General features: G+C 71.8%; 21 protein-coding genes and 1 pseudogene. 12 read left to right on the top strand and 10 right to left on the bottom strand.

Going from position 1 to position 25,396, the window contains the following annotated elements; all coding sequences use genetic code 11:
- The 3 genes from BO39_RS25365 to BO39_RS25355 all read left to right on the top strand — a co-directional run.
- On the top strand, nt 1-1,053 hold a 1,053-nt coding region (locus BO39_RS25365; protein ID WP_043838969.1), incomplete at its 5' end, for a calcium-binding protein.
- 110 nt (nt 1,054-1,163) lie between these two features.
- Nucleotides 1,164-1,628, top strand: coding sequence for a GlcG/HbpS family heme-binding protein (locus BO39_RS25360; protein ID WP_043838967.1), 465 nt, complete (start codon nt 1,164-1,166; stop codon nt 1,626-1,628).
- Entirely contained in the window at nt 1,628-3,016 is a 1,389-nt protein-coding gene (locus tag BO39_RS25355; protein ID WP_043838965.1) for a M20/M25/M40 family metallo-hydrolase, read from the top strand. Before BO39_RS25360 ends, BO39_RS25355 begins: the two co-directional genes overlap by 1 nt.
- 56 nt (nt 3,017-3,072) lie before the next feature.
- Here BO39_RS25355 and BO39_RS25350 read toward each other — a convergent pair whose 3' ends face one another.
- The 3 genes from BO39_RS25350 to BO39_RS25340 all read right to left on the bottom strand — a co-directional run bounded on the left by BO39_RS25350 (nt 3,073) and on the right by BO39_RS25340 (nt 9,113).
- Nucleotides 3,073-3,264 carry a hypothetical protein gene (locus BO39_RS25350; RefSeq protein ID WP_043838963.1) on the bottom strand — a complete coding sequence of 64 codons (192 nt, stop codon included), beginning with the start codon at nt 3,262-3,264 and terminating at the stop codon, nt 3,073-3,075.
- Nucleotides 3,265-3,453: 189 nt separating this feature from the next.
- Nucleotides 3,454-7,212 (bottom strand): translocation/assembly module TamB domain-containing protein, encoded by a 3,759-nt coding sequence (locus tag BO39_RS25345; RefSeq protein WP_043838961.1) that lies wholly within the window; start codon nt 7,210-7,212, stop codon nt 3,454-3,456.
- Complete coding sequence (locus BO39_RS25340) at nt 7,212-9,113, bottom strand: autotransporter assembly complex protein TamA (protein ID WP_052402660.1); 1,902 nt, start codon at nt 9,111-9,113, stop codon at nt 7,212-7,214. The genes BO39_RS25345 and BO39_RS25340 overlap by 1 nt, the downstream gene beginning before the upstream one ends.
- A 22-nt stretch (nt 9,114-9,135) precedes the next feature.
- Between BO39_RS25340 and BO39_RS25335 the strand changes: the two genes are divergently transcribed.
- Entirely contained in the window at nt 9,136-10,287 is a 1,152-nt protein-coding gene (locus BO39_RS25335) for an amidohydrolase (RefSeq protein ID WP_043838958.1), read from the top strand.
- A gap of 9 nt (nt 10,288-10,296) precedes the next feature.
- Complete coding sequence (locus BO39_RS25330; RefSeq protein WP_052402659.1) at nt 10,297-12,969, top strand: bifunctional acetate--CoA ligase family protein/GNAT family N-acetyltransferase; 2,673 nt, start codon at nt 10,297-10,299, stop codon at nt 12,967-12,969.
- Here the strand turns inward: BO39_RS25330 and BO39_RS25325 are convergent.
- Together BO39_RS25325 and BO39_RS25320 are read right to left on the bottom strand one after the other, a co-directional pair.
- Entirely contained in the window at nt 12,935-13,813 is an 879-nt protein-coding gene (locus BO39_RS25325; protein WP_043838956.1) for a helix-turn-helix domain-containing protein, read from the bottom strand. The genes BO39_RS25330 and BO39_RS25325 overlap by 35 nt on opposite strands.
- A 137-nt stretch (nt 13,814-13,950) precedes the next feature.
- Nucleotides 13,951-14,850 (bottom strand): annotated as a pseudogene (locus tag BO39_RS25320) (2-hydroxy-3-oxopropionate reductase); the annotation flags it as partial.
- Nucleotides 14,851-14,994: 144 nt separating this feature from the next.
- On the opposite strand from BO39_RS25320, the gene BO39_RS25315 reads away from it, so the two are divergent.
- The 6 genes from BO39_RS25315 to BO39_RS25290 all read left to right on the top strand — a co-directional run bounded on the left by BO39_RS25315 (nt 14,995) and on the right by BO39_RS25290 (nt 21,260).
- Nucleotides 14,995-16,065 carry an AI-2E family transporter gene (locus BO39_RS25315; RefSeq protein WP_245615398.1) on the top strand — a complete coding sequence of 357 codons (1,071 nt, stop codon included), beginning with the start codon at nt 14,995-14,997 and terminating at the stop codon, nt 16,063-16,065.
- Nucleotides 16,066-16,202: 137 nt separating this feature from the next.
- Entirely contained in the window at nt 16,203-17,177 is a 975-nt protein-coding gene (locus BO39_RS25310) for an ABC transporter permease (protein WP_043838951.1), read from the top strand.
- A 1-nt stretch (nt 17,178) separates the two neighbouring features.
- Complete coding sequence (locus tag BO39_RS25305; RefSeq protein WP_043838948.1) at nt 17,179-18,090, top strand: ABC transporter permease; 912 nt, start codon at nt 17,179-17,181, stop codon at nt 18,088-18,090.
- Nucleotides 18,090-19,082 carry an ABC transporter ATP-binding protein gene (locus BO39_RS25300; RefSeq protein WP_043838945.1) on the top strand — a complete coding sequence of 331 codons (993 nt, stop codon included), beginning with the start codon at nt 18,090-18,092 and terminating at the stop codon, nt 19,080-19,082. The genes BO39_RS25305 and BO39_RS25300 overlap by 1 nt, the downstream gene beginning before the upstream one ends.
- Entirely contained in the window at nt 19,075-20,112 is a 1,038-nt protein-coding gene (locus tag BO39_RS25295; protein ID WP_043838943.1) for an ABC transporter ATP-binding protein, read from the top strand. Before BO39_RS25300 ends, BO39_RS25295 begins: the two co-directional genes overlap by 8 nt.
- A gap of 62 nt (nt 20,113-20,174) precedes the next feature.
- Nucleotides 20,175-21,260 (top strand): MFS transporter, encoded by a 1,086-nt coding sequence (locus tag BO39_RS25290; RefSeq protein WP_043838941.1) that lies wholly within the window; start codon nt 20,175-20,177, stop codon nt 21,258-21,260.
- A 6-nt stretch (nt 21,261-21,266) separates the two neighbouring features.
- Here BO39_RS25290 and BO39_RS25285 read toward each other — a convergent pair whose 3' ends face one another.
- Both BO39_RS25285 and ggt read right to left on the bottom strand, forming a co-directional pair.
- Nucleotides 21,267-21,770 (bottom strand): CreA family protein, encoded by a 504-nt coding sequence (locus BO39_RS25285; RefSeq protein ID WP_043838939.1) that lies wholly within the window; start codon nt 21,768-21,770, stop codon nt 21,267-21,269.
- A gap of 55 nt (nt 21,771-21,825) precedes the next feature.
- Entirely contained in the window at nt 21,826-23,523 is a 1,698-nt protein-coding gene (gene ggt, locus BO39_RS25280; RefSeq protein ID WP_043838936.1) for a gamma-glutamyltransferase, read from the bottom strand.
- 36 nt (nt 23,524-23,559) lie between these two features.
- Here ggt and BO39_RS25275 point away from each other — a divergent pair, with 36 nt between their 5' ends.
- The gene (locus BO39_RS25275; protein WP_043838971.1) at nt 23,560-23,925 is read left to right on the top strand and encodes a YraN family protein; all 366 of its coding nucleotides are present in this window, start codon (nt 23,560-23,562) and stop codon (nt 23,923-23,925) included.
- Nucleotides 23,926-23,932: 7 nt separating this feature from the next.
- On the opposite strand, the gene mepA is transcribed toward BO39_RS25275, so the two are convergent.
- The 3 genes from mepA to BO39_RS25260 form a co-directional block, all read right to left on the bottom strand.
- Nucleotides 23,933-24,766, bottom strand: coding sequence for a penicillin-insensitive murein endopeptidase (gene mepA, locus BO39_RS25270; protein WP_043838934.1), 834 nt, complete (start codon nt 24,764-24,766; stop codon nt 23,933-23,935).
- The gene (locus BO39_RS25265; protein WP_043838931.1) at nt 24,766-25,041 is read right to left on the bottom strand and encodes a hypothetical protein; all 276 of its coding nucleotides are present in this window, start codon (nt 25,039-25,041) and stop codon (nt 24,766-24,768) included. The genes mepA and BO39_RS25265 overlap by 1 nt, the downstream gene beginning before the upstream one ends.
- Nucleotides 25,042-25,048: 7 nt before the next feature.
- Nucleotides 25,049-25,396: beta-barrel domain-containing protein (locus BO39_RS25260; RefSeq protein ID WP_043838929.1), on the bottom strand; the 348-nt coding region annotated here is incomplete at its 5' end.

Genomic DNA, 25,396 nt, shown 5'->3' with positions numbered 1-25,396 from the left:
AACGACCTCATCTATAGTCTCGGCGGAAATGACCTCATCTACGGCGGCGATGGCAGCGACACTGTGGACGCCGGCAGCGGAGACGATACCGTCGTTGGCGACATCGGGAGTGATTACCTCATAGGGAGTGAGGGCAACGACACCCTCTACGGCGGGGCAGGCACCGAGCTTATCTACGGAGGCACCGGCAACGATGTGATCACGGGCGACGCCGACAACGACATCCTCGTGGGCCAGGAAGGAAGCGACCTGATCTTCGGCGGCGACGACGACGACACGCTCTATGGTGAGAGCGGAAACGATCATCTGCGCGGCGACAACGGCAACGACTTGATGACCGGCGACGGCGGCATCGACACGCTGGTGGGCGGTGCAGGAAACGACCTCATCTTCGGTGGCGCCGACGACGACACGCTCTACGGGGAGAGCGGAAACGATCATCTACGCGGCGACGACGGCAACGACGTGATGACCGGCGATGCTGGCATCGACACGCTCGTTGGTGGTGCGGGCAACGACCTCATCTTCGGCGGCGATGACGACGACACGCTCTACGGAGAAGAGGGCAACGACCACATCCGCGGTGACAACGGCAATGACGTGCTCCTGGCAGCCGGCGGTGACGACACCGTGGTCGGAGGTGCGGGTAATGATTACGGTCTCGGCGACGCTGGGAACGACATCATGTGGGGCGAGGCTGGTAGCGATACTCTCTTCGGCGGCGATGGCATCGACACCCTGATCGGTGGGGAAGGGAACGACGCGCTGGTTGGTGGTACGGGCAACGACATCCTCTATGGCGGAGCGGGGAACGACATCTTCGTCTTTGGTCCAGGGCTCGGGGCAGACACGATCGCTGATTTCGGACGGGTGACTGGCGACGACGACCTCATTCAGTTCCAGTCCGGTACCTTCACGAGCTTCGCGGCCGTGATGGCCGCCAGCCAGCAGATGGGGGCCAATGTCGTCATCACTGTGTCGCCGGCGGATTCTGTCACGTTGCTGAACGTGTCTCTGGCCTCGCTGACCTCCGCCGACTTCATCTTCGGCTGAGTTGCTCGGCTCCTTCCCCCGGCGCGGGTGCGTTCCGGGGGAGGGAGGCTTGCTACTGGCGGCAGGGGGCATAGAACCATCGGCCTAACCCTCGACGGAACGGCCGCCTCATGCCCAATCCCCCTACCGGCTTCCAGCACGGCATCACCCTCGCCCAGGCGCAGAAGATCGCCACCGTGGCCCTCGAGGAGGGGCGGCGCCTCAACCTCGCGCCCCTCACCGTCGTCGTGCTCGACGCCGCTGGGCAGATGAAGGCCCTGTTGAAGGAGGACGGCTGCAGCCTCCTTCGCCCGGCGATCGCCCATGGCAAGGCCTTCGGCGCCATGGGCCTCGGCTTCGGCGGGCGCGAGCTGGCGCGTCGGTCCCAGGGCATGCCCGGCTTCATGAATGCCTTTTCCGACCTCGCGGGCGGCGCGGCCGTGCCGGTGCCGGGCGGCGTCCTCGTGCGCGACAGCGGGGGCGCGATCCTCGGCGCTGTCGGCGTCTCCGGCGACCTGTCGGACAAGGACGAGCTGGCGGCGGTGGCAGGCATCAAGGCGGCGGGCCTCGCGCCCGACACGGGGGACGACGCCTGATGGCCGCGCTCGAAGCCGTCCTCGCCCGGCTCGACGCCGCGGAGGAGGAGATCCGCGCGCGCTACTTCGACTTCCTGCGCATCCCCAGCGTCAGCGCCCAGCCCGACCACGCCGCCGACTGCCGCCGTGCCGCCGAGTGGCTGGTGCGCGAGCTTGAGGAGATCGGCTTCACCGCCGAGATCCGCGAGACCGCCGGCCACCCGGCCGTGGTCGCCCATCATCCGGGCCCGGGCGGCGACGCGGTGCCGCTGCTCTATTACGGCCACTACGACGTGCAGCCGGCGGAGCCCTTCGAGCTCTGGCGTTCACCGCCCTTCGAGCCGACGATGGCGGAGGGGCGGAACGGCCCCGTGACTGTCGCGCGCGGCGCGGTGGACGATAAGGGGCAGGTGATGACCTGGCTCGCCGCCATGCGTGCCTGGCACGAGGTGGCCGGCGGGCCGCCCGCGCCGATCCGCGTCCTGGTTGAAGGCGAGGAGGAGATCGGCAGTCCGAGCCTCGACGCCTTCCTTGAGGTCCACGCTTCCGAGCTTCGCCAGGCCCGCGCCGTCGTCGTCAGCGACACCAACATGTGGGACCCGCGCACGCCCGCCATTTCCGCGCGCCTCCGCGGCATGGCCTACGCGCAGATCGACCTCTTCGCGGCCTCGCGCGACCTGCATTCCGGCCTCTATGGCGGCATGGCGCTGAACCCGCTGAACCTTCTCTGCCGCATCATCGCGGACCTGCACGACGAGAAGGGCCGCGTCACCTTGCCTGGCTTCTACGATGAGGTGCCGGAGGTCGGCGGCAACCTGCTGGCCGCCTGGGATTCGCTCGGCTTCGACGAGGCGCACTTCCTCGGCGATATCGGCCTCTCGGTGCCGGCGGGCGAGCAGGGGCTGAAGCCGCTCGTCCGGCAGTGGGCGCGCCCGACCTGCGACGTGAACGGCATCTGGGGCGGCTATGCCGGGCCGGGGGCGAAGACCGTCATCGCGGCCGAGGCCCATGCCAAGGTGTCCTTCCGCCTTGTCGGCGACCAGGACCCGAGCGCCGTGCTCGACTCGCTCGATGCCTTCGTGAAGGCGCGCCTTCCGGCCGACGCGCGCGCCGAGATCCAGCGCTTCAGCTCAGCCCCGCCGGTCGTGGTGCCGGAGGACAGCGACGAGGTCGCCGCCGCCCGCCGTGCGCTGGCGGCCGAATACGGGCGGGAGGCGGTGCTGATCGGCTCCGGCGGCTCGATCCCGGTGGTGGAGAGCTTCCGCCGCATCCTAGGGCTCGACAGCGTGCTGATGGGCTTCGGGCTCGACGACGACCAGGTACACAGCCCGAACGAGAAGTTCGACTGGGCCTGCCTCATCCACGGGGCCCGCAGTCACGCCCGCCTGCTGGCGGAACTCGCGGGCTGATCCCCGCGCCACGGCCGCCCACCCTCGGCGGCCGTGGTCTGCAGGCGGGTCTCGCCTCAGCGCTTCCCAGCGCCGATATCGGCGCGCAGCTCCAGGATCCGCCCCTTGATGCTGTCGCGCAGGGTGGGCGACGTGTGCGGCTTCATGCCTGCCAGCGTCTGCTCGAGCTCGGCGAGAAGCCGGCGCTTCTCCTCCATGCTCCGGCGAATGGGCTTGTTGTCACTGAACTGACCATCGAAGGCGCGCATGGGTGCCCCTCCCTCTCCATCTTGTCGAAACCCGGCCGCACCGCACGGCATCACCAGCCAGGATGAGCCGGACTCTACCCGCTGCGCCGGCGCGGCGGAATAGCTGGCGGCGGGACCAACGCTGCGCGTTGGCCCGAGGAACAGGGGCGAGCAAAGCCCTCTCCGGAAGCTACAGGCGCCAAACCCTAATCAGTACTCATACTCGTAGGAGAGCCCCGCCCCCTGGCTATCGGCCCCCGCCCCGCTCTCGAGCTTCAGGCGCGGAGTCAGTTCGATCTGCACTCCGACGCGGGGCGAGCCGGTGGTCGTGCCGGGCTCGACGTTGAGGTAGATGCCCTGACCGAGATAGCCGCCGGCCTCGACCCCCGGCGCACCGCTCGCCCCGCTCCCGATACCCAGGCGGTCAAGGCCGAGGGTGCGGCTCACCCGCCCCAGCACCCCCGTCACCGGATCCTCCTTCCCGCCCGCGAGAGCCCCGGAGAGAACGCGCGCGAGCTGGGCGATCTGGAAGGGTGAGAGCTTGTCGGCGGAACGGTTGAAGATCAGCCGCGCCAGCACCTCGTCCTGCGGCAGCTCGGGGGAGGAGGTGAACTCGATCTTCGGCGCGCGCGGCGTGCCGGTCACGGCCACGTTGATCGTGAAGGTGCCTGCGCGGGAGGTCGCCAGGAGGTCGATGTCGGGCGAAGCGATGTCGCCCTGGAAGCGCAGCAGCCCGCGCTCGAAGTTCAGGCGCCGGTCGAGCACCGTCAGGTTACCCCGGCGCAGCCGCAGCTCCCCGTTCGCGTGCGGGTCTGAGATGGTTCCGGTGATGCGGATATTGCCCCCCAGCTCCACGTCCAGCCCCCGCCCGCGCAGATAGACCTGCCGGGGTGCGTCGAAGGTGATGTCGAGCGCGAGCGGCGCCGCAGCGGAAGGCGCCGCCGCCTGCCGCCCCGCCGCCCGGCGGGCCGCGGCGGTGCCCGGCGGCGGGGGCGGCGCGCCGCGGCCGATCTCCCGCACCGGGCCGATATCCGGCACGCCGCCCGGTAGCCCCTCCGGCACGCCGATGGTGAGCGTGCGCGTGCCAATCCGCCCTGCCAGCCGCATCCCGTCGCCGACCGAACCGGTCAGCCGCAGATCCGTGTCGAAGGCGCCGCGAAGCAGGTCGCTGGAGACAGGCTGCAGGTCCTGGCCCGAGACAGTGAGGTCGATCGGCTGCCCCTCGGCAAAGGGCCGCAACTCGCCCCGCGCGGTCAGGGTGCCGGGCCCCGCCCGGGCGGTGATGCTGTCCACGACGATCCGGTCCATGTCGCCCCGCACCGTGCCGGTGATGTCCCGCAGGGCAACACCGTATTCCAGGTTCCGGAACACCCCGCCCGAGAGCCGCGCGGTGCCGGAGAGCCGCGGTTCTGCGACCGTGCCGGCGGCCTGCGCGTCGATCGCGACGGTCCCTGCCACACGGTTCGCCCCGCCCAGAAGGAAGGGCGCAGCGAGGACCCCGATATCGGTCGTGCCCCTGAGGCTCGCGTTGAGCGGCCCCGCGAAGTCGCTCGGCAGCCGGGCATCGAGGTTCAGCCGCAGCGCCGCGCCAACCCGGAGCTCCGCCCGCGCTTCCAGCGTCTCGCCCCGCATGCGGGCGGTTGCCTGAAGCGTGCCCTCGGGCAGGGTCCGCGCCCAGGGAGCGCCAACCTTCAGCCCCGTGCCGCGAAGCTCCCCATCGATGCCCGGCCTCGACACCGGCCCTGAGATCCGCACATCGGCGTTCAGCGTGCCCGCGAGCGGCGGGTCGGGTGCGAAGATATTCGCGAGGGACAGCGGCAGGCTCGCGACGGTCGCGCGCAGGTCGGCCGTATCCGGTCCCCATCTCCCCGCCACCCGCACCGTCCCGCCCGGCCGCGCCTGCAACGAGAGCCCCGGCGTGGAAACGGCGCCACCCGGCGCGATGAGGATCGTGGCCGGGGAAGCGAGCCGCACCCCCAGGGCCTGGCGCTGCACCTCGAGTGCGGCCAGTTCCACCCGCTTCTCCGGCTTATCGAGCCCGAGCCGCGCGCGGAGCGTCGCCCGGGCCTCGAAGGCGCGGAGGTCGCCCTGCACGTCGAGCGCGGCGTCGGTGCCGCGGGCCTCCACCGTGCCGTTCACCTGGGCGCCGCCCGCCCGCAGGTTGTTCGCGCGAAGATCCGCCTCGATCCCCTGCCGCGCCGCGCCCTCCACTTCCCTTGGCTCCAGCTTGGCCGAGAGCCGCAGCCCACCGCCGAGCGGCGTGCCCGCGATGGAGGAGAGCGGGGCCAAATCCGCGGCTTCGAGCAGCAACCTGGCGGTGGCGAGGCTGCTCTTCGTGTCGAAGGAGCCGCTTCCCTCCAGCCGCGCAGGGCCGAGGGAGGCGCGGAGCGCCTCGGCGCGGATCACGTCACCCTCCTGCGCCGCCCGCGCCTCGGCCGAGAGGGGCAGACCCTGCAGACGGGCGGCGAGGTTCAGGCTTCCGGCCAGTACGGTCGCACGGGGCAGGCCTGCTTCCAGCCTGAGCGCCTCCAGCTCCCGCCCATAGGCCGAGAGAGAGGGGGATTCGGCGGTCAGCGCCACAGCCGGGTCCGCTGCCGGGCCGGTCACGCGCGCGCGGGCACTGAGCCGGCCGCGCACCGGCACGTCCGGGATGTCCTCGGCCGCGAGTGCCGCGTCGAGCGTCAGGTTCAGCGTCTCGCCGTAATCCCCCGCGGCACGCAGCGTCACCGCTCGCCCGTTGACGGCCAGTTCATGCACCGTCTGCCGGTTCGCGCTCAGCCGGACGGTGGGGGAGGGGCCGAGCAGCCCCGGCGCCGGCCCGGGCAGCCGGGGATCGGCGATCGTCGCCTCTACACGCAACTCCGGAGCGGCGTTCGTGCCGGTCACGGCGCCCTGGAGCGTGATCCCACCCCAGCCCACCGTCGCCGGCACCAGCCCGCCGAGCGTGGAGGCGTCGTTCACCCGCGCGTCGAAGCGAAGGTCCAGGGCGCTGCCCACCAACCCGCGCGCCTCGACGGTGGCAGGCCCGGTCTCCACCCGCGCGCTCTCGATCCGCGTGGCCCCACCCTCTGCCGGCGAGGTGCGAAGCGCGAAGCGGAGGTCGGCGACCGGCGGCGGCAGGAATCCGCCCAGTGCCGCCGTGCCCGAGGCCTCAAGCCCCACTCCGCCCGCGGCGGGCAGCGTCACGGTGCCGCGCCCGTCCAGCTTCGCGGTTTCCCCCAGATCGGCCGAGACGGTGAAGCCCGCGCCCGTGGCCGGTCCGTCGAGCGCGACGCGCAGGTGAGTCGCCTGATCCGGCTTGCCCAAAAGGCTGGCCACCAGCCCCCCGGCCGCCTCGTCATAGGCGATGTTCGTTCTCACGCGGTCGCCGGGCGCGAGAGCGAGGTCGAGGTCCAGCGCCCCGGGCGCGTCCAGCCGCCGGCCCTTGGCCGCGAGGAAGGCACCCTCCGCGCCCAGCCGCCCGTTACCCTCCAGCGACAGGGTGGCGGGAATGCCGGCCACCGCTTCGCCCAACTCGATGCGGGGCAGGGCAATCCGCTCCACCGTGACCCCCACCGGCAGGGAGGGAAGCTGCGGCAGCAGCGGCCCGGGCTGGGCGGCCGGGCGCTGGGGCGCGGGGGCGTCGGGAACCGGCAGCCGGCTGAAGACCACGCGGCCCGCGCTGATGTTCCTCACCCGGAACTCGCGCGAGGCGAGGCGCAGCAGGTCGAGGTCGAGCGCCACGTCCTCAACAACGAGGTAGGGCCCCTGCGCGTCGGATAGGACCAGCCGCCCCACGCGCGGCGAGGCCGGTAGCCCGCCATGCAGGTCCTCGATGACCAGGCCCGGTACGTAGTGCATGGCCAGCCGCGCCAGCGCATCCTGCCCCGGCTTCACGTTCAGCCCACCCCAGACCACCGCCAGCAGCAGCACCGGCAGGATCAGCAGCACGCCCAGGATCGACAGGAGAATCCGCCCGAACCGGCGCATCAGAAGGCCTGTCCGATGCCCACGTAGAGCCCGTAGCCCGAATTTCCCGGCAGCTTGGATAAAGGCAGGGCCACGTCGGCCCGGATCGGCCCGATCGCCGTCGCGTAGCGGAAGCCCACGCCGCCTCCGAGGCGCAGGGCGCCGAAGTCCAGCCCCGCGGTTTCGCCCACCGTGCCCGCGTCGAGGAAGACCGCCACGCCATATGGCCCGCTGATGCGCTGGCGCAGCTCGACGCTTCCCTCGGCCAGCGAGAGGCCGCCGCGCGGCGTGTTGTTCGCGCGCCGAGGCCCGATCGTCTGGAAGTCGTAGCCGCGGACCGAGCCGCCGCCGCCCGCGTAGAAGCGCAGGTGCGGCGGCACCTCCAGAGCGTCCGCCCCCGCCAGCGTGCCGAAGCCCGCCCGCAGCGCGAGCACGCTGCCCTTGTCGCCCGTAAGATCGAAATAGGCGCTGCCAGTCCCGCGCACCCGCACGAAGGTGGAGGTGGTCTCCGCAAAGGAGAGGGTAGGGGCCACGACGAGGCTCGCCCGGTAGCCCCGCGTCGGGTCCAGCAGGCTGTCCGTGCCGTCGTAGCGCATCCCCAGGGGCAGCGAGACGAGGCGGTAGCTGATTGAGCGATCCACCTCCGTCGTCCGGCCAATATCGCCGGCGATGCCGATGGTGGCGGTCAGCCGCGGGTCGATCTTTCGCTCAAGCGAGAAGCCGGCCGTCACCGCGTCCCGGTCATAGGCGAGCAGCCGCTCCCGCAGCAGCGCGACATCCGTCACCGCCGTGGCGTTGAGCCCGGCGAACCAGGGCTGGCGAAGGTTGGCTGAAAGGCGTGCCCCTGTGCCGCTGACCCCGGGCTGGGCCGTGCGCGAGATCTCGCCCTCGACCCGGAGCCTCTCCGCGCCGCCGAAGATGTTCCGGTGCTCCCAATAGGCGCGGACGGTCGGTCCGTAGCGCGTCTCGTAGCCGGCGGTGATCCCGACCGCGCGGAAGGGCCGCTCCGCGACGAGGAAGGTGACGGGCAGCCGGCCATCCGGGTCCAGCCGCTCACCCGTGCGGGCCCGCACTGTCCCGAAGACGCCGAGCGCCAGCACGTCTCGCCGCACGCGGTCCAGCTCGCGCGGGTCGTAGGATTCGTCCGTCAGAACCCCGGTGGCCCGGCGCAGCACAACTGGGTCGACGTTCTCCGAACCCTCCACCACCGGCTGAGCGAAGCGCGCCCGGGGGCCGGGCTGCACGCGATAGACGATCTCCATCGTCTTGGTGTCGTGATCGACGGTGATGTCGCGGCCAGGCACGCTGGCAAAGGGATGCCCGGCCTCGCGCAGCCGCTGCAGCAGCGTTTCCTGCGCGGCGTTCACCGCGGCCGCCCGCGCGGGATCGCCGGGGCCGAGGCCGGCCACCTCGCCGGCCTCGGCGATATCTGTGTCGGGCACGTAGGGACGCAACGTCGCGGTGGAGACGCGGTACTGCGGGCCGGTCTGGGCGCCCACCACCACCGGCACCGGATCCGGCCCCCGCGCCGCCAGCCGCGCGGCGAGATTGGGCGCGTCCGGCGGCTCGCCGGCCAGGGTGATGCTCGGCGTGCCGCCGTAATACCCCTCGGAGCGCAGCGCATTGCGGAGTTGGCCGAGGTCCTGCAGCGCGCGGGCGACCAGCCCCTCGGCACTCGTCGGCACGCTCTCCCGCAGCCGGCGGAGGGCGGAGACGCCCTCCATCGCGCTGTCCAGCTCGCCATTGCCGGTGGGCGTGAAGGTGACCTCATAGCTCCGCACGGGCCCGTCCGCCGCGTCGGGCTGGGCCTCCGCCGCCGCGGCCGGCGCCTCGGCGGGCGCGCCGCGATCGGGCGCCTGCGCGAGCGCGACGCCGATCAGCAGAAAGGGAACGAGCGCAAGTCCAGGGTGGAGCGACGGCAACGGAAGGGCTAACTCCTTTCCCATGGATGCACAGCTGATCGAGACCCTAACGCAGTGGCGCCGCCACCTACACGCGAACCCTGGCGTGACACACGAAGAAGGCCCGACTGCGGCATTCGTCGCCCAACGTTTGCGTGAGCTTGGGGTGGAGGAGATCGAAACGGGGATCGGCGGCCACGGGGTGGTCGCGACCATCCGGCGCGGCGGCGGCAACCGCAGCGTCGGCCTGCGCGCCGACATGGACGCCCTCCCGATCCAGGAGGCGAGCACGACCCTCCCTTACCGCAGCACCGTGCCGGGGGTGATGCACGCCTGCGGGCATGACGGCCACACCACCGCGCTGCTCGGTGCCGCCGCGCTCTTGCTGGCCGATAATAACTGGTCCGGCACCGTCCGCCTCGTCTTCCAACCGGCCGAAGAGGGCGGCGGCGGCGCCCGCGCGATGATCGAGGACGGGCTGTTCCGCCGCTTCCCGATGGACCGCATCTTTGGCTGGCACAACTGGCCCGGCCTCGATGTCGGCACCGTGGCGGTGCACGAGGGGCCGGTCATGGCAGCGGGACGGCGCTTCCAGATCATCATCGAGGGCCATGCCGGCCACGCCGCCCTGCCGCACCTGACCCATGACCCGATCGTCGCCGCCGGCCACGCGATCGTCGCCTGCCAGTCGATCGTCTCCCGCAACCTCGACCCGCTCGACTCCGCCGTGGTGAGCCTGACGAAGATCGAGGGCGGGGAGGCCTGGAACCAGATCGCGGCCGGCGTCGCCATCCGCGGCTCCATGCGCTTCCTGCGGGACGAGACCGGCGAGATGATTCGGGAGGGCCTGGAGCGCATCGCGCGCGGCATCTCCGAGACCTTCCAGGTGAAGGCCACGGCCGAGGTGCTCAGCGGCGTCGAGGTCACGGCCAATCACCCGGCCGAGCGCGACCTGGCCGCCGCCGCAGCCGGCGCCGTCACCACGGTCCGCCGCGACCTTCCGGCCGCCATGACCGGCGAGGATTTCTCCGAGTTCCTGCGCGAGGTGCCCGGCGCCTTCGTCTGGATCGGCAACGGCCCGTCCGAGGGCGGGCGCGAGCTGCACCACCCGAACTACGACTTCGAGGACCGCGTGCTCCCCACCGCGAGCGGCTTCCTCGCCGAGGCCGCGCGGCGGGCACTCTCGGCGGAATAGGGGAAGGCGGTGGCGCTCCCGGTCTCACTCTCGGGCCACGGGCTGGCCAAGGGCTTCCGCGACACCTGCCTCTTCTCCCCGCGCCGGGTCGCGCTGATGGCGGACCCGGCCATCCCCGCCTCCGGCATCCTGGCCCGCAACCTCGCGGCCGGGCGCTTCAAGGGCGCGCTGCACGCGGTGGGGACGGAATGGCCGGGGATCGACTCCGTGACGAAGCTCGCGGACCTCAACGCCCCGCCCGACCTCGCTGTGCTCTCCCTCCCGCCCGAGGCGGTGGAGCCGGCCATGGTTGAGCTGGCCAGGGCCGGCTGCTTCGCCGCCGTGGTCCTTGGCCCCGCGCCGGGGCTCGCCGGCATCTGCGCGCGCACCGGCATCCGCGCGCTGGGGGAACGCTCCTTCGGCCTCTGCATCCCGCCGGCCGGGCTGAACGCCTCGCTCTCCCAGGTGGCGCCGCGGCCGGGGCGGCTCGCACTGCTCTGCCAGTCCTCCGCCCTCGCCCGTGCGGTCATCGACTGGGCGGAGGGAGAATCGGTAGGCTTCACCCTCATCGCGGGCATCGGGACGAACGCCGATTACGGCTTCGCCGGCGGACTCGACTGGCTGGCGCGCGATGCCGGCACCGGGACGATCCTCCTCGACCTTCGCCGGATCAAGGATCGGCGCCGCTTCATCTCCTCCGCCCGCGCGGCCGCGCGCACCCGCCCCGTGGTCGCGCAGCGGCCAGGCTTCGCCGGGCGCGAGGGGGCGGATGCCGTGATGCAGGCGGCGCTGCGCCGCGCCGGCGTCCTGCGCGTGGAAGGGCTGGAAAGCCTTCTCTCCGCCGCCGAGACACTGGGTCGGGTAAAGCCATCGCCGCGCCCGGGGCCGGAAGGCGCGCGGGGCGACCGGATCGCCATCGTCTCCAACGGCCTCGGCCCCGCGCAGATGGCTGCTGATGCGGTGATCCGCGGCGGCGGGCGCCTTGCTGGCATCCCGCCCCAGGCCATGCAGATGCTCGACCTCGCACTTCCCGGCGGGTGGACGGGCGATAATCCCCTCGCGCTGCCGCTCGGGCAGGGGCACCGCCTGGGCGAGGCGGCGAGTCTTCTCGGCGCCCTGCTGGAGGTGGATACGGTCGTCGCGATCCATTCCCCGGCGCCGGAGGAGGATCCGGCCATCGCCGCCGAGGGCATCGCCGCCGCCGCGGCAACCTCCGGGCGCGGGCAGCGGGCGGCGCCCGTCCTCACCGCCTGGATCGGCCAGGCGACGGCCGGGGAGCAGCGCCGCTCCCTCGCCGAGCGCGCCGTCGCGGTCTTCGCGACCCCCGAGGCGGCGGTGCAGGGCGCCCTCCACCTCGCGCAGGACCGACGGAACCGGCTGGCCGCCGCCGAGCTTCCGCCCTCTGCCGTGCTGGAGGTGGCGCCGGACCACGCGCGCGTGGCCGCCATCTTCGCCGCCGTCCGCGCCTCTGGCCGGTTGAGACTGGACGAGGCGGAGGCGCTCTCGGTGCTCGAGGCCTACGGCATCCCCACCGTGCCGCACCGCGCCGCCCTCACGGTGGAGGAAGCGGTTGCCGCCGCCGCAGCGCTCGGCTGGCCGGCCGTGCTGAAGGTGCTCAGCGCCGACCTGCCGGCCAAGACGGAGATCGGCGGCGTCGCCCTCGACCTGCGCGACCCCGAAGCCCTTCGTGCCGCCGCCGAGGGCATTGCCGCCCGCGCCGCCGCGCACCAGCCGGGCGCCGTGCTGCGTGGCTGGATGGTGCAGTCGATGCGCGCGCCGGGCCGCGAACTGCGCCTCCGCCTGGAGGACGACGCCATGTTCGGCCCCTGGATCGGCTTCGGCCGCGGTGGCACGGCGGCGGAGATCGAGGCGGATGAGAGCTTCGACCTGCCGCCGCTGAACCGCGCCCTTGCCCTCGGGATGATCCGCCGGACCCGCGTCGCGCGCCTGCTGGAGGGCTGGCGAGATCACCCACCTGTCTCGAAGGAGGCGGTGGCCGAGGCGCTGATCGGCCTCTCGCAACTGGCCGTGGACTTTCCCGAGGTCGCCTCTGCGCGCATCAATCCCCTTCGCGCGGGCCCGGAGGGCACGGTCGCGCTCGACGCCGACCTGACCCTGCGCCCGGCGGGGGAGAAGGGCTTCCTGGCCATCCCGCCCTATCCGGCGGAACTGGCTCGCCCCTTCACCCTGCGCGACGGCCGGAACGTCCTCGTCCGCCCCATCCGGCCCGAAGACGCGGAGGAACTGGCCGCCTTCGTGCGCCGTGTGCCCGCGGAGGATCTGCGCTACCGCTTTTTCAACCGCCTGCGGGAGCTTCCCGCGGCGCAGATCGCGCGCCTGACCCAGATCGACTACGATCGGGAGATCGCCTTCGCCGCGCTCGATGGCGACCACTTCGCGGGCACCTCGCGCCTCGTCGTGGACGGTCAGGGCGGGGGAGAGTTCGCGATCCTCGTCGATGCCGGCTGGAAGCGCGGCGGCCTGGCGCGGCACCTCATGGGACGCTTGGTGGAATGGGCGCGGAACCGCGGCCTGGAGCGCATCGCGGGCCAGGTTCTCGCGGAGAACACCGGCATGCTGCGCTTCGTGCGCGCCATCGGCTTCGAGACCCATGGCACCGAGGATCCCGAAATCCTCGAGGCCACGCTGGCGATCAGCCCGGAAGCCGCTAGTGCAGCCGCATCTCCGCCAGGAGCAGCCTGACCCGACCCGCGGCTTCGGCGCCCTTGCGCGCCTCCCGCCAGGCATTCTCGGCCACGCGCTGGTGGATGCTCACCGCCTCGTCCGCTGCGGTCACGGTGCCGACGCCGATGGCGTTCAGCGGCTGGCTGTCCGGCCGGAAAGGGTTGGCGCAGAGATGCGCGCGCTCCCGCGCCCGCAGCACGATGAAATGGCCGGCCGGCGCCGAATCGGTCAGCAGGCCGATCTGCAGCCCCATAGGCACGCTTTCCATCAGCCCGGCGAGGTTCTCCGCCTCCGCCCGCGCGGCGAGGATGAGGTTGTGGCGAACGGCCTCCGACACCCGCAGTCCCGGGGCGATGCCATCCATCAGCAGGCCTCGCAGCGCGTCCTCACTCACCATGGCGATGATTGAGGGCCGGCGCTGTTGATAGGCGCGCTTGCGCGCCGCGAGGAGGCCCAGCGCCTGCTCGGCCGCCGCGTGGAACGCGAGCCGCTCCGGGGCCGCGTTGGCGGCGTCGGCCATCGCCTCGGCCAAGGCGGAGTCGTACCCCTCCGAGGTCACGAGGGTGCAGAGCGCCCCCCCGAGTTGAAGGATCTGCTCCGCGTCCTCCTCCACCTGCCGCAGGCGCTCCTGCAGGGCCAGCGGGCGGGAGAAGTACTCCACCCCGATTCCGAGAAGGGACAGCGGCGAGATCTTGAGCAGTTCCGCCAGGCGCCGGATCGTGTCCAGCTTGATCACCTCGCCCTTTTCGTACCGGTAGAGCGCGGCGCGGGACACGCCGAGCCGGGCCGCGATCTCCTCGGCCCGCAGGCCGGACTCAAGGCGATACGCCCTCAGCTGCTGGCCGATGTCGGCGAAGCGCATCGCACGTTCCTCGTTCGGCACTGCGTTGCCAACTCGGTCCGTTCGCATCGGCGTCATCTCATGGCTCTGGATTGATGCGGTAAAATGCGCGGTCTCACGCCTTTGTGCAACGCCATACACGCTTTAGGAGCCATGGCTCAGCCAATCTCGTGCGACGCGAGTTTCTCCAGGGCGCGTACCAACGCCGAGTGATCCTGCCCAGCGCCGCCGGCGGCCGCGACCGCCGAGAAGAGCTGCTGCGCGTTGGCGGTGGCAGGCAGGGCGACCCCCAGCTCCCGCGCCGCCTGCAGCGCGAGGTTGAGGTCCTTTTGGTGGAGGGCGATTCGGAAGCCGGGATCGAAGGTCCGCTTGATCATCCTCTCTGCATGCACCTCGAGGATGCGCGAGGAGGCGAACCCCCCCATCAGCGCTTCACGCACCCGCGCCGGATCGGCGCCGGCCTTGCTGGCGAAGACGAGGGCCTCGGAGACGGCGGCGATGTTGAGGGCGACGATGATCTGGTTGGCGACCTTGGTGGTCTGCCCGGCGCCGTTCTCCTCGCCGACGAGGGTAATGTTCTTGCCCATCGCCTGGAACAGCGGGAGGGCGCGGTCGAAGGCCGCCTTGGGGCCGCCGATCATAATGGTCAGCGCCGCGTTGCGGGCGCCCACCTCGCCGCCGGAGACCGGGGCGTCCAGGTAGTCGCAGCCCTTGGCGTTCACCCGGGCCGCGAAGTCTTTCGTGGACGTCGGGCTGATCGAGGACATGTCGATGAGCAGCGTGCCCGGCTTCAGCGCGGCCGCCACGCCGCCCTCGCCGAAGAGCACCGCCTCCACGTCAGGGGTATCTGGCACCATGAGGATGACCACCTCCGCCTCCGAGGCCACCTCGGCGGGGGAAGGGAGGACGGTTGCGGCCGAGCGGAGGTCGTCGGTCAGGCTCGCCCGCTCCGGGACAAGGAGCTCGTGCCCGGCCTTGGCGAGGTTCAGCGCCATGGGGCGGCCCATGATGCCAAGACCGATGAATCCAACTCTCATTCGCACGCACTCCGATCCGACAGGTCGCCTCTTCCTGGGCTACCGCAAATTTCCTTGAGCCCCAAGGCCGGAACGGTCATTCCACCCGTCAGCACCGCCTGTTTGGTGCCCGTGGGCAGCCGGTCCATAAGGTTTGGACCTATCTTAGCCCTTCAGGAGCGGATCGTGACGGATAATCGGGAGTTCCTGATTCGCATCATCGGCCTCACGGCCCTGGTTGCCTTGCTGGCGGGCTGCTTCCTCGTGCTGAGGCCCTTCGCCTCGGCCCTCGTCTGGGCGGCGATCCTCTCCTTCACAACCTGGCCGGCCTACCGCTTCCTGACGGACCAGGCCAACCTGCGCCCAAGCTGGGCGGCGGCGTTGATGGTCACGGCAATGATGCTGGTGATTGGCCTGCCGCTCGCTATCGCGGCCCCCACCAGCCGGGCGGAGATCGAGGGGCTGCGCGGCTCCATCCAGGACTTCCTCACGGACGGCCTGCCCTCGCTTCTCGCGAGCACGGGGCGCCTGCCGATCGTCGGCGGTTTCCTGGAGGAGCGTTTCGGAGAGCTGGACCTCGGGGTGGGCAACCTGTTCGGCATGCTCAAGCCATATGCGGGCGATGCCGCCCAGATGGCGCTCAGCCTTTTCCTTGCCCTCGTCTCCGGGGTGGCGGAGCTGCTGATCGCAATCCTCCTCTCCTTCTTCTTCTACCGGGATGGCCCCTACCTGGCCCAGGCCCTGAACCGCGCGGCCGAGCGAATCGCGGACCAGCGGGGCAGGCGCCTGGTCGAACTCACCGGGGCGGTGACGCGCGGGGTGGTCTACGGCCTCCTCGGCACGGCGGTGGTGCAGGGGGTGATGACCGCCTTCGGGCTCTGGCTCGCGGGGGTGCCGCATCCGGCCCTCCTCGGCCTGCTGGCTGGGGTGATATCCATCCTGCCCATCGGGGCGCCGGTGGTATGGATTCCTGCCACCATCTGGCTCTTTGCCAATGGCAGCACGGGCTGGGGGATCTTCATGGGCCTCTACGGCGCCTTCGGCATCTCCTCGGTGGACAACTTCATCCGGCCCTGGCTCATCTCGCGCGGGGCGGACCTGCCGCTGCTGCTCACCCTGCTCGGTGCGCTCGGGGGCGCCTTCGCCTTCGGCATCCTGGGCCTCTTTCTCGGGCCTGTGCTGCTGGCCGTCGCCTACACGATCATTCGCGACTGGACATCCGAGAGGGAGCCGCGAAGCAGCTCGCTGATCCTCTGAATACCGGGCTTGGTGCGCGGCTTGCTTTCGGCCAGGGCGCTTTCGGGGGATTAAATCATGGACGGCTTCGCGTGATCATCCGAACGGGTCGGTTCTGCCGGGTGGACGCCCCGGCGCCGCTGGGCTAGGCGCAGCCGGTGCCAGCCTTCGTCCTGTCCCGCATCCTCCAGGCGCTGCCGGTGATGCTTGCCGTCGCCCTCATCGCCTTCACCCTCTTCACCTTCGTGGGCGACCCGATCGCGACCATGCTGGGGCAGGAGTTCTCCGTCGCCCAGCGCGACGCGCTCGTCGCGGCGCTCGGTCTCGACCAGCCCGTGCCGATCCAGTTCCTGCGCTTCATCGGCAATGCCCTGCACGGGGAGTTCGGCCTCTCCTACCGCCTCTCGCGCCCGGTCTCGGCCCTCTTTGCGGAGCGCGCGCCGGCCACGCTGGAACTCGCCTTTTGCGCCTCGGTCGTCGCGCTGGCGGTCGGGCTACCGGCGGGCGTTTATACGGGCCTGCGCCCGCGCTCGCCGCTCAGCCGGGCCTTGCTTACCTTCAGCCTCGTCGGCGTGTCGCTGCCCACCTTCCTCATCGGCAGCCTGCTGATCCTCGTCTTCTCCGTCTGGCTGGGCTGGCTGCCGAGCTTCGGGCGGGGGGACACGGTGCAGCTGGGCTGGTGGAGCACGGGCTTCCTCACCCTGTCCGGGTTGAAAGCGCTGATCCTGCCCTCCATCACCCTTGGCCTCTTCCAGCTGACCCTCATCCTCCGCCTCGTGCGGTCGGAGATGCTGGAAGTGATGCGCTCGGACTACGTGAAGTTCGCCCGTGCGCGGGGGCTCCGGGACCGCAGCATCAATTTCGGCCACGCGCTTCGGAACACGCTCGTGCCGGTCATCACCATTGTCGGCCTCCAGCTCGGCTCCATCATCGCCTTCTCCATCGTCACCGAAACGGTGTTCCAGTGGCCGGGGATGGGCCTCCTCTTCATCCAGTCCGTCTCCTCGGCCGATATCCCGGTGATGGCGGCCTATCTCCTCCTCATCTCGGCTGTTTTCGTGACCATCAACCTCGTCGTGGACCTCCTTTATTACGCCGTGGACCCGAGGCTTCGTGCCGGGCGAGGACACTGAGATGAACACCATCGCCCGCGCCTGGGACAGCGACCTCGCCTACTCCTTCCGGCGCTCGCCCACCGCCGTCCTCTCGGCCATCGTGGCGCTGATCTGCATCGTGGGGGCCGTCGCGGCGCCGGTGCTCGCGCCCTACAACCCCTTCGACCTCGCCAGCCTCGACCTGATGGACGCCTTCAATCCCCCGGCCTTCATGCCGGAGGGGTCGCTCGCCCATCCCATCGGGACCGACGACCAGGGGCGGGACGTGCTCTCGGCCATCATGTACGGCGCGCGCATGTCGCTCTTCGTCGGCGTCTCGGCGACGGTCTTCTCCCTCCTGCTGGGCGTGCTGCTCGGCCTACTGGCGGGTTATGCGGGCGGCACGCTGGACGCCGTGCTGATGCGGATCGCCGACGTGCAGCTCACCTTCCCGAACATCCTCATCGCGCTGCTGGTGGACGGGGTCGCCCGCGCCGCCCTGCCGCGCGACCTGCATGACCAGATCGCGGTCTATGTCGTCATCTTCGCCATCGGCATCTCCGACTGGCCGCGCTTCGCCCGCACCGTTCGCGGCTCGGCCATGGTGGAGCGGAACAAGGAATATGTCCTCGCCGCCCGCGTCATCGGCATCGGGCCGGCGCGCATCATGCTGACCCATGTGCTGCCCAACGTGCTCGGGCCGCTGCTGGTGCTGGCGACCCTGAACCTGGGCCTCGCCATTATCTCGGAGGCAACGCTCTCCTTCCTCGGCGTCGGCCTGCCGCAGACGCAGCCGAGCCTCGGCACCCTCATCCGGGTTGGCAACGACTTCCTCTTCAGCGGGGAGTGGTGGATCACCGTCTTCCCGGGCGTCGCGCTCATCGCGATGGTGCTCTCCGTGAACCTGCTGGGCGACTGGCTGCGCGACGCGCTGAACCCAAGGCTGCGCTGATGGCCGCCCCCCTGCTCGAGGTCCGCGACCTCGTCGTCGAGTTCCCCGGCCGCCGCGGCACGCTGCGCGCACTGGACAAGGTCTCCCTCGACATTGCTCCCGGCGAGGTGCTCGGCATGGTCGGCGAGTCCGGCGCCGGCAAGTCGATGACGGGCGCGGCCATCATCGGCCTGCTCGAACCCCCGGGGCGGATCGCCGGCGGCAGCATCTCCCTCGGCGGCCAGCGGATCGATAATCTCTCCCGCCGCCAGATGCAGCGAATCCGCGGCAAGCGGATCGGCGCGATCTTCCAGGACCCGCTGACCACGCTGAACCCGCTCTACACTGTGGGCGACCAGCTGGCGGAAACGATGCGTACGCATCTCGACATCGACGCGGCCGAGGCCCGGCGCCGCGCAGTTGGCTGGCTGGAGGCGGTGGGGATCCCCGCCGCCGCGGACCGGGTCACGGCCTATCCGCACCAGTTCTCGGGCGGGATGCGCCAGCGCGTGGTCATTGCCCTTGCCCTCTGCGCCGAGCCGGAGCTGGTGGTGGCGGACGAGCCGACGACCGCGCTCGACGTCTCGGTCCAGGCCCAGGTCATCGCCCTGCTCCGCCGCCTGACGCGGGAGAAGGGCACCTCCGTCATGCTCATCACCCACGACATGGGCGTGATCGCCGAGACGGCCGACCGTGTGGCGGTGATGTATGCCGGCCGGGTCGCCGAGATCGGGCCCGTGAAGTCGGTGGTGAAGGCCGCCGCCCATCCCTATTCGGCGGGTCTCATGGCCTCCATTCCGCCGCTCTCGCACCGCGTGGACCGGCTGCCGCAGATCGACGGCGCCATGCCGCGCCTGAACGCCATTCCCCAGGGCTGCGCCTATAACCCGCGCTGCCCCCATGTCTTTGATCGCTGCCGGGTGGAGCGGCCGGAGCTCCTGCCGGCGGTGGAGACCCGCGCCGCCTGCTGGCTCTTCGACAGCCACGCCCCGCGGGAGCGCGCCCATGTCTGAGGCTAAGGCACTGGAAGCGCCGATCTTCGAGGCGCGCGATCTCAGCCGCCACTTCGACGTCTCCAAGCCCGCACTCCAGCGGCTCCTCTCGCGCGAGGGGCGGCGGACGCTGCGGGCGGTGGACGGCGTCTCCTTCGCCATTCCGCGCGGCACCACCTTCTCCCTCGTGGGAGAGAGCGGCTGCGGCAAGTCCACGGTCGCGCGCCTTGCGGTCGGCCTTTACCCGCCGAGCGGCGGCGCGGCTCTCTTCGAGGGGCAGGACCTGGCGGAGGCCCGGAAATCCGTGGCCCAGCGGCGGCGCATGGGGATGATCTTCCAAGACCCATATGCAAGCCTCAACCCCCGCTGGCGCGTCTCCGACATCGTTGCCGAGCCGCTGCGGGCCTTCGGCATCGCGGAGGGCGCCGCGGCGCTGCGGGAGAAGGCGGGGGCCCTGCTGCGGCAGGTCGGCCTCTCGCCCGCCGATGGTGGGCGTTACCCCCATGAGTTCTCGGGCGGGCAGCGCCAGCGCATCTCGATCGCCCGCGCGCTCTCCTCCAACCCCGACTTCCTCGTTTGCGACGAGCCGACCTCGGCGCTCGACGTGTCGGTCCAGGCGCAGATCCTGAACCTGATGAAGGGGCTGCAGCGGGATCTGGGCCTCACCTACCTCTTCATCAGCCACAACCTGGCGGTGGTGCGGCAGGTCAGCGACCGGGTAGGCGTGATGTATCTCGGCCGCATCGTCGAGGCGGCGCCGGCGGAGACCCTCTTCACCACCCCGCGGCACCCCTATACGCGCGCGCTGATGGAGGCGATTCCGGACCTCGACATGGCCGGGCGCGAGCGCCAGCCCGTCGCGGGCGAGGTGCCCAGCCCCATCGACCCGCCCTCCGGCTGCACCTTCAACCCGCGCTGCCCGCTTGCAAATGGCCGGTGCCGCGCGGAGCGCCCCGCCCTGATCCCGGCGCGCGGAACGCCCCAGACGCTGGTCGCCTGCCACGCGGTGGAGGAGGGACGGGACGGCTTCGAGGGGCGGGCCGCGGCCTGAGCGCGACGGCCGCCTCCCCGGCCAGGCAGGCCGCCTTCATCGCGGTGATGATGGCCTGTGGGTTGCTCGTCGTCGGGCAACTCTACGTCACCATCCCGCTCACGCCCTGGATCGGGGCGCGCTACGGGCTCGACGCGCCTACGGCCGCTCTCGCCGGCAGTGCCTTCGGTGTGGCCTATGCCTTTAGCTTTCTCGCCTGCGGCCCCCTGTCCGACCGTCTCGGGCGGGGGAGGGTGATCCTCGCGGGCCTCGTGCTGCTCTCGGGCGCGACGGTTCTTGCCGGCGCCGTCACCAGCTTCCCGGCGCTGCTCGCCGCCCGGGCGCTACAGGGGATCGCTGCCGCCACACTTCCGCCCGCCGCCGTCTCGCTCGTGATGGAAACCCTGCCGGAGGGTCGGCGCCCGCTGGGCATCGCCGCGATGGCCTTCTCCTTCCTCGGCTCGGCGCCGATCGCACAGCTCGCCGTAGCGGGGGTCGCGGGCTACGGGTTGCCGCCGATCTTCCTCTGGACGGCCCCGCTGATGCTTCTCGCGGCGCTGCTGCTCGCCCTGACGCTCGGCCGCGCGGCGCTTCGGCCCCAGCCGGTGGGTACTGGCGGGCGTGCAACCTCCCCGACGCGGGATCCGATCATCGTCGCCTGCTGGATCGCGGCGCCGATGCTGATGTTCGCGTTCGTCGCCTTCCAGGCAGGGGTGCAGGTCCTCGGCCCAGCCCTTCCGCTCGGTACGGCGCCGCTCCGGCTCCTCTCGGTGCCTGGGCTCGCGGCGGGATTCCTTGCGGTGCCGCTCGCCCGGCGGATCGGCGCGCCAGGCACGGCGACCACTGGCTTCCTCCTCGTCGCGGCCGGAATGGCGGTCGCGCTTCTCGGCTCCGCCTGGGCGCTCGCCCTCGGCGGCATCATGGCGCCGGCGGGGGTGGGGATCGGCGTGACCGGCATCATCGCGACCGTCTCGGGCCGAGCCGCGCCCGCGCGCCGGGGGTTCGCGGTGGCCGTCTACACCTTCACGCTCTTCCTCGGCGCGAGCCTCGCCCCGCCCCTTGCCGCGCATCTGGCCAGGGATGGGCTACTCGCGGTCTGCGGCGTCTCGGCCGCCGTCGCACTGGCGGGCGGGCTCCTTCTCCTGGGCGCCCGGCGCCTCTATCGCTGAGTACGCCTACCGCGCCGGGGTAGGTGCGACAGGCGTTACGGCGACGGGCACCACGGCGACCGCGCTGAAGGGCGATCCCTCTACCAGCTTCGTGGACCAGGCCATGTAGACCACCGCTTTCCGCTCGGCGTCGATGAAGCGGTGCACCCGTGTCTCCTTGAAGAAGAGGCTCGTGGAGTTCTCGTGCACGACCTCGCCGCGCTCACCCCGCGCGGCGCCGGCCGCGATCTCCACCGGGCCGGTCGCGGTGCATGAGATGGCGAAGCGCGCCGGGTCCTCCGCCACGCCGACCATGCCGGAGATGCCCCCGGTCCGCGCCTGGCTGAGATAGCAGGAGACGTTGCGCACTTCGGGGTCGTCGAAGCGCTCGATGACGATGCGATGGCTGCGCGTCAGCCCGAGATTGGTCAGCGCCGTGTTCACGTAGCCGATCTGCGCGGTGTCGTCGGCCGCCAGGGCGGGGCCGGCGAGGCCAAGGACGGCGAGGAAGGCGAGGGCAGGGCGGCGCATGGCATGTCTCCGTTTCAGCCGGATAGCGCACGACGACGGCGCGGGTTGGGGCAGCTTAGTCTCCCAGCGCGACGCCCTCCCGCCGCGGATCGGCGCCGCCCAGCAGCCCCTCCGGCGTCACGCGGATCGCCTGGAGGCCCGAGGGCATGGCGCGCAGCTCCACGCGCTGGCCACGCGCGGCGAGGGCCGGGGCGAGGGCCGCAGCCGACGTGCCCTCCTCCAGCTCCACCGCACCGCCGAGCGTGCCGACATGCGGCAGCGAAACCGCCTCCTGCGGCGGCATGTTCCAGTCGAGCAACCCGATCAGCGCCTGCGCGACGTAGCCGATGATCCGCCCCCCGCCGGGTGAACCGACCACCGCCGCGAGCCGCCCCTCGGCGTCGAAGACGAGGCTCGGCGACATGGAGGAGCGAGGACGCTTGCCCGGCTGAACCCGGTTGGCGACGGGCCGCCCGTCGAGGTCTGGCCGGAAGGAGAAATCGGTCAGTTCGTTGTTCAGGATGAAGCCGCCGACCATGAGTCGCGCCCCGAAGGCGTCCTCCACCGTCGTCGTCATGGAAACGGCATTTCCCGCCGCGTCCACGATCGAGATGTGGCTGGTGCCGTGCTCCACCGCCTCCGGCATCGGGGCATGGAGCGCGCCCTCGCGCCAGCGGGGATTGCCCGCGCGCGGTTCGGCGATGGCGCGGCCCGGCGAGACCATCTGCGCGCGGAAGGTGAGGTAGGCGGGGTCGAGCAGCCCGCGCAGCGGCACCGGCACGAAGTCCGCGTCGGCGAGATACTGTGCCCGGTCAGCGAAGGCGAGCCGCCCGGCCTCGGCGAGGAGATGCGCCGCCTCCGGCCCGCGCGGGTCGAGGCGCCGAATGTCGAAATGCTCGAGGACGCCGAGAATCTGGCCGACCGCGATCCCTCCGGAGGAGGGCGGTGGGAAGCCGCAGACGCGGAAGGTGCGGTAGGGATAACAGACCGGCTCGCGCTCCTTCGCGGCATAGGCCGCGAGGTCGTCGACGGTCATCAGCCCGCCCTCGCCATGGCCGCGCACCGCGCCCGCGATGGCGCTGGCCACCGGGCCGCGCAGCAGCGCCGCCGAGCCCTCCCGCGCGATCCCCCGGAAGGTCTCCGCCAGGGCCGGGTTCCTCAGCCGCTCCCCCGCCGCGAGCGGGCGGTTACCGCCGTGGAGGAAGTAGTCGCGGGTGGAGGGATGCCGTGCCAGGCGCGGGGCATCCTCCGCAACCGCCTCGGCCAGCCGCTCGGAAACGGGGAAACCCTCCTCTGCCAGGGCAATCGCGCGCGTCCAGAGATCGGCCCAGGGCAGTTTCCCGTGCCGGCGATGCGCCATCTCGAGCATCGCGACCGCGCCGGGCACGCCCACGCTGCGGCCGGAGAGCACCGCGTCATAGAAGGGAAGAGGAGAGCCGTCCGGCCGCAGGAAGAGGTCCGGCTGTGCCCCGGCCGGCGCGGCCTCCCGCCCGTCGAAGGCGGTGGTGGCGCGCGCCGCGGCGTCCCAGTTGAGCAGCAGGGCGCCGCCGCCAATGCCGCTCGACTGCGGCTCCACGAGGGTGAGCACGGCCTGCACGGCGACCGCCGCGTCAACGGCCGCGCCGCCGCGGCGCAGCACATCCAGCCCCGCCTGCGCCGCCAGCGGATGGGCCGCCGCGACCATCTGGTGGCGCGCCCGAGCCGATCCGGCTTCCGGCGCCTGGGCAAGGGCGGGCGCCGCAAGCAGCAGGAGGACGGCAATGGCGTGGCGCATGGCCGACTCCGTGTTCTTCCGGTCTATCCTGGCAGCATGGACCCTCAAGCCAAACGCGCCGCCGAGCGGCTCGGGCTCGACGCGGAGGAGCGGGCCGCCGCCGAATTGCGGGCGCGCGGCTGGACCGTGCTCGCCCGCCGCGTCCGCACCGGCCTGGGGGAACTGGACCTGATCGCCGAGCGGGAGGGGCTGCTCGCCTTCGTCGAGGTGAAGGCCCGGGCGAGCCTCGCGGAGGCGGCGGGCTCAGTGTCCCCTCGGCAGCAGGGGCGGCTGATGGCCGCGGCGGAGGCCTGGCTCGCGGAGAACCCCGGCCACGGCGCGGCCGGCATGCGCTTCGACGTCATCCTCGTCGCGCCCGGCGGGATGCGGCGGGTGGCCGACGCCTTCCGCGCCTGGGGATAGAGGCGGCTCAGCGCGCAGACAGGATCCCGGCGCAGGCGGCCGGCAACCGCGGCGGGGTGCCGCCACCCCCGCGCGGGGGCTGCCGGGCCTCGGGCGTCAGCCACCATGCGAGGGTCGCGTCGCAGCCGTCGCCGGCGGGCGGCGGCGGCAGGTCCGTGCATTCCGGCGAGCCCGGCGGGCAGCGCAGGCGGATATGCATGTGGCTGTCATGCCCGCGCCAGGGGCGGACGAAGCGCAGCCAGGGCTCTCCGGCATGGGCGGCGCAGAGGCTGCGCTTGATGCCGTGATTGACCAGCACCCGGTCGATCCCCGGCAGTTCGGCCGCCATGCGGATGAGCCGCGCATGCGCCTCGGTGAAGAGCCGCGGGTCCACCGCCGACTGGTCGGGCAGGACGAGCGAGGTCTCGGGGATGCTCTCCCGTGCTGCAACGGGCACGCGGGGCTTGGGCGAGAGATCCAGCCACACGTCCACATCGAGCCCCGCCTGATGGCTGGCATGGCCATAGGTGAGAGGGCCGCCACGGGGCTGCCCCATGTCGCCGATCCAGAGATCCGGTAGACCCGCTCGCCTCGCCCCCGCGGCGAGGGTCTGCACCGCGCGGATGGTCGCCGGATGCCCCCAGTTGCGGTTCCGGGAGAGCCGAACGGCCTGATAGCCGGGCCCGTCCGGCGGCAGCGCCTCGGCGCCCTGGATGCAGCCGAGCCCGGTGCTGCCCACGATCCGCAGGGGCCCGGGTGCCGGTCCCTGCACCGCTCCCCAGGCCGAGGCCGGCTGCGCCGCGGGCAGGCGCGGCACCAGCAGCGCGAGGAGGAGCCCCGCCCAGCCGAGCTTCGCCCGCATCAGCCCCCGAACCGGAAGGCGGCCGGCGTCTCGGGCTCGGCCGCCGGGGCGGGGGGCTCGGCCGCCTGGACGTCCCGGGCCTTCGCCTCGACCTCCCGCAGCAGACGCGCGATCGATCCGGCCAGGGCCGGAAGCTGTGCGAGCGGCACGACCAGCAGCCCCGTGGTGGAGGGCTTCCCGTTGCCGTCCTGGATGGCGAGCTTCAGGCGGGCCACGCCGTGGCGCACCGTGGCTTCCAGCACGCCGTCGGCGAAAAGGGTCGGTAGCTCGGCCATCGTGGTCCTACTGTTCGCGGAAGGCGCGGTGGAAGCTGTCGAGAACGGGCTGGATCATATAGCGCAGGAAGGAGCGCTGCCCGACCTGGATCTGCGCCTCCACCGGCATGCCCGCGCGGAGCACCACGCCGTCCAGCCGGGCGAGCTGGTCGTCGTCGATGGAGATCCGCACCTTATAGTACTCCTGCATGGTGCGGTCCTCGACGGTCACGTCGCCCGCGACCACCGTCACCTCGCCGTTCAGGAAGGGTACGAGGCGCTGCTTGAAGGCGGGCAGCCGGACCTCGGCCTGCAGGCCGCCATGGACCATGTCGATGTCGGTGGGCGCCACCTTCACCTCGGCGACCAGCCGGTC

Source organism: Roseomonas aerilata DSM 19363 (genome assembly GCF_000711725.1).
Taxonomy (GTDB): Bacteria; Pseudomonadota; Alphaproteobacteria; order Acetobacterales; family Acetobacteraceae; genus Roseomonas; species Roseomonas aerilata.
This window is presented reverse-complemented; position numbering and strand designations above follow the sequence as displayed.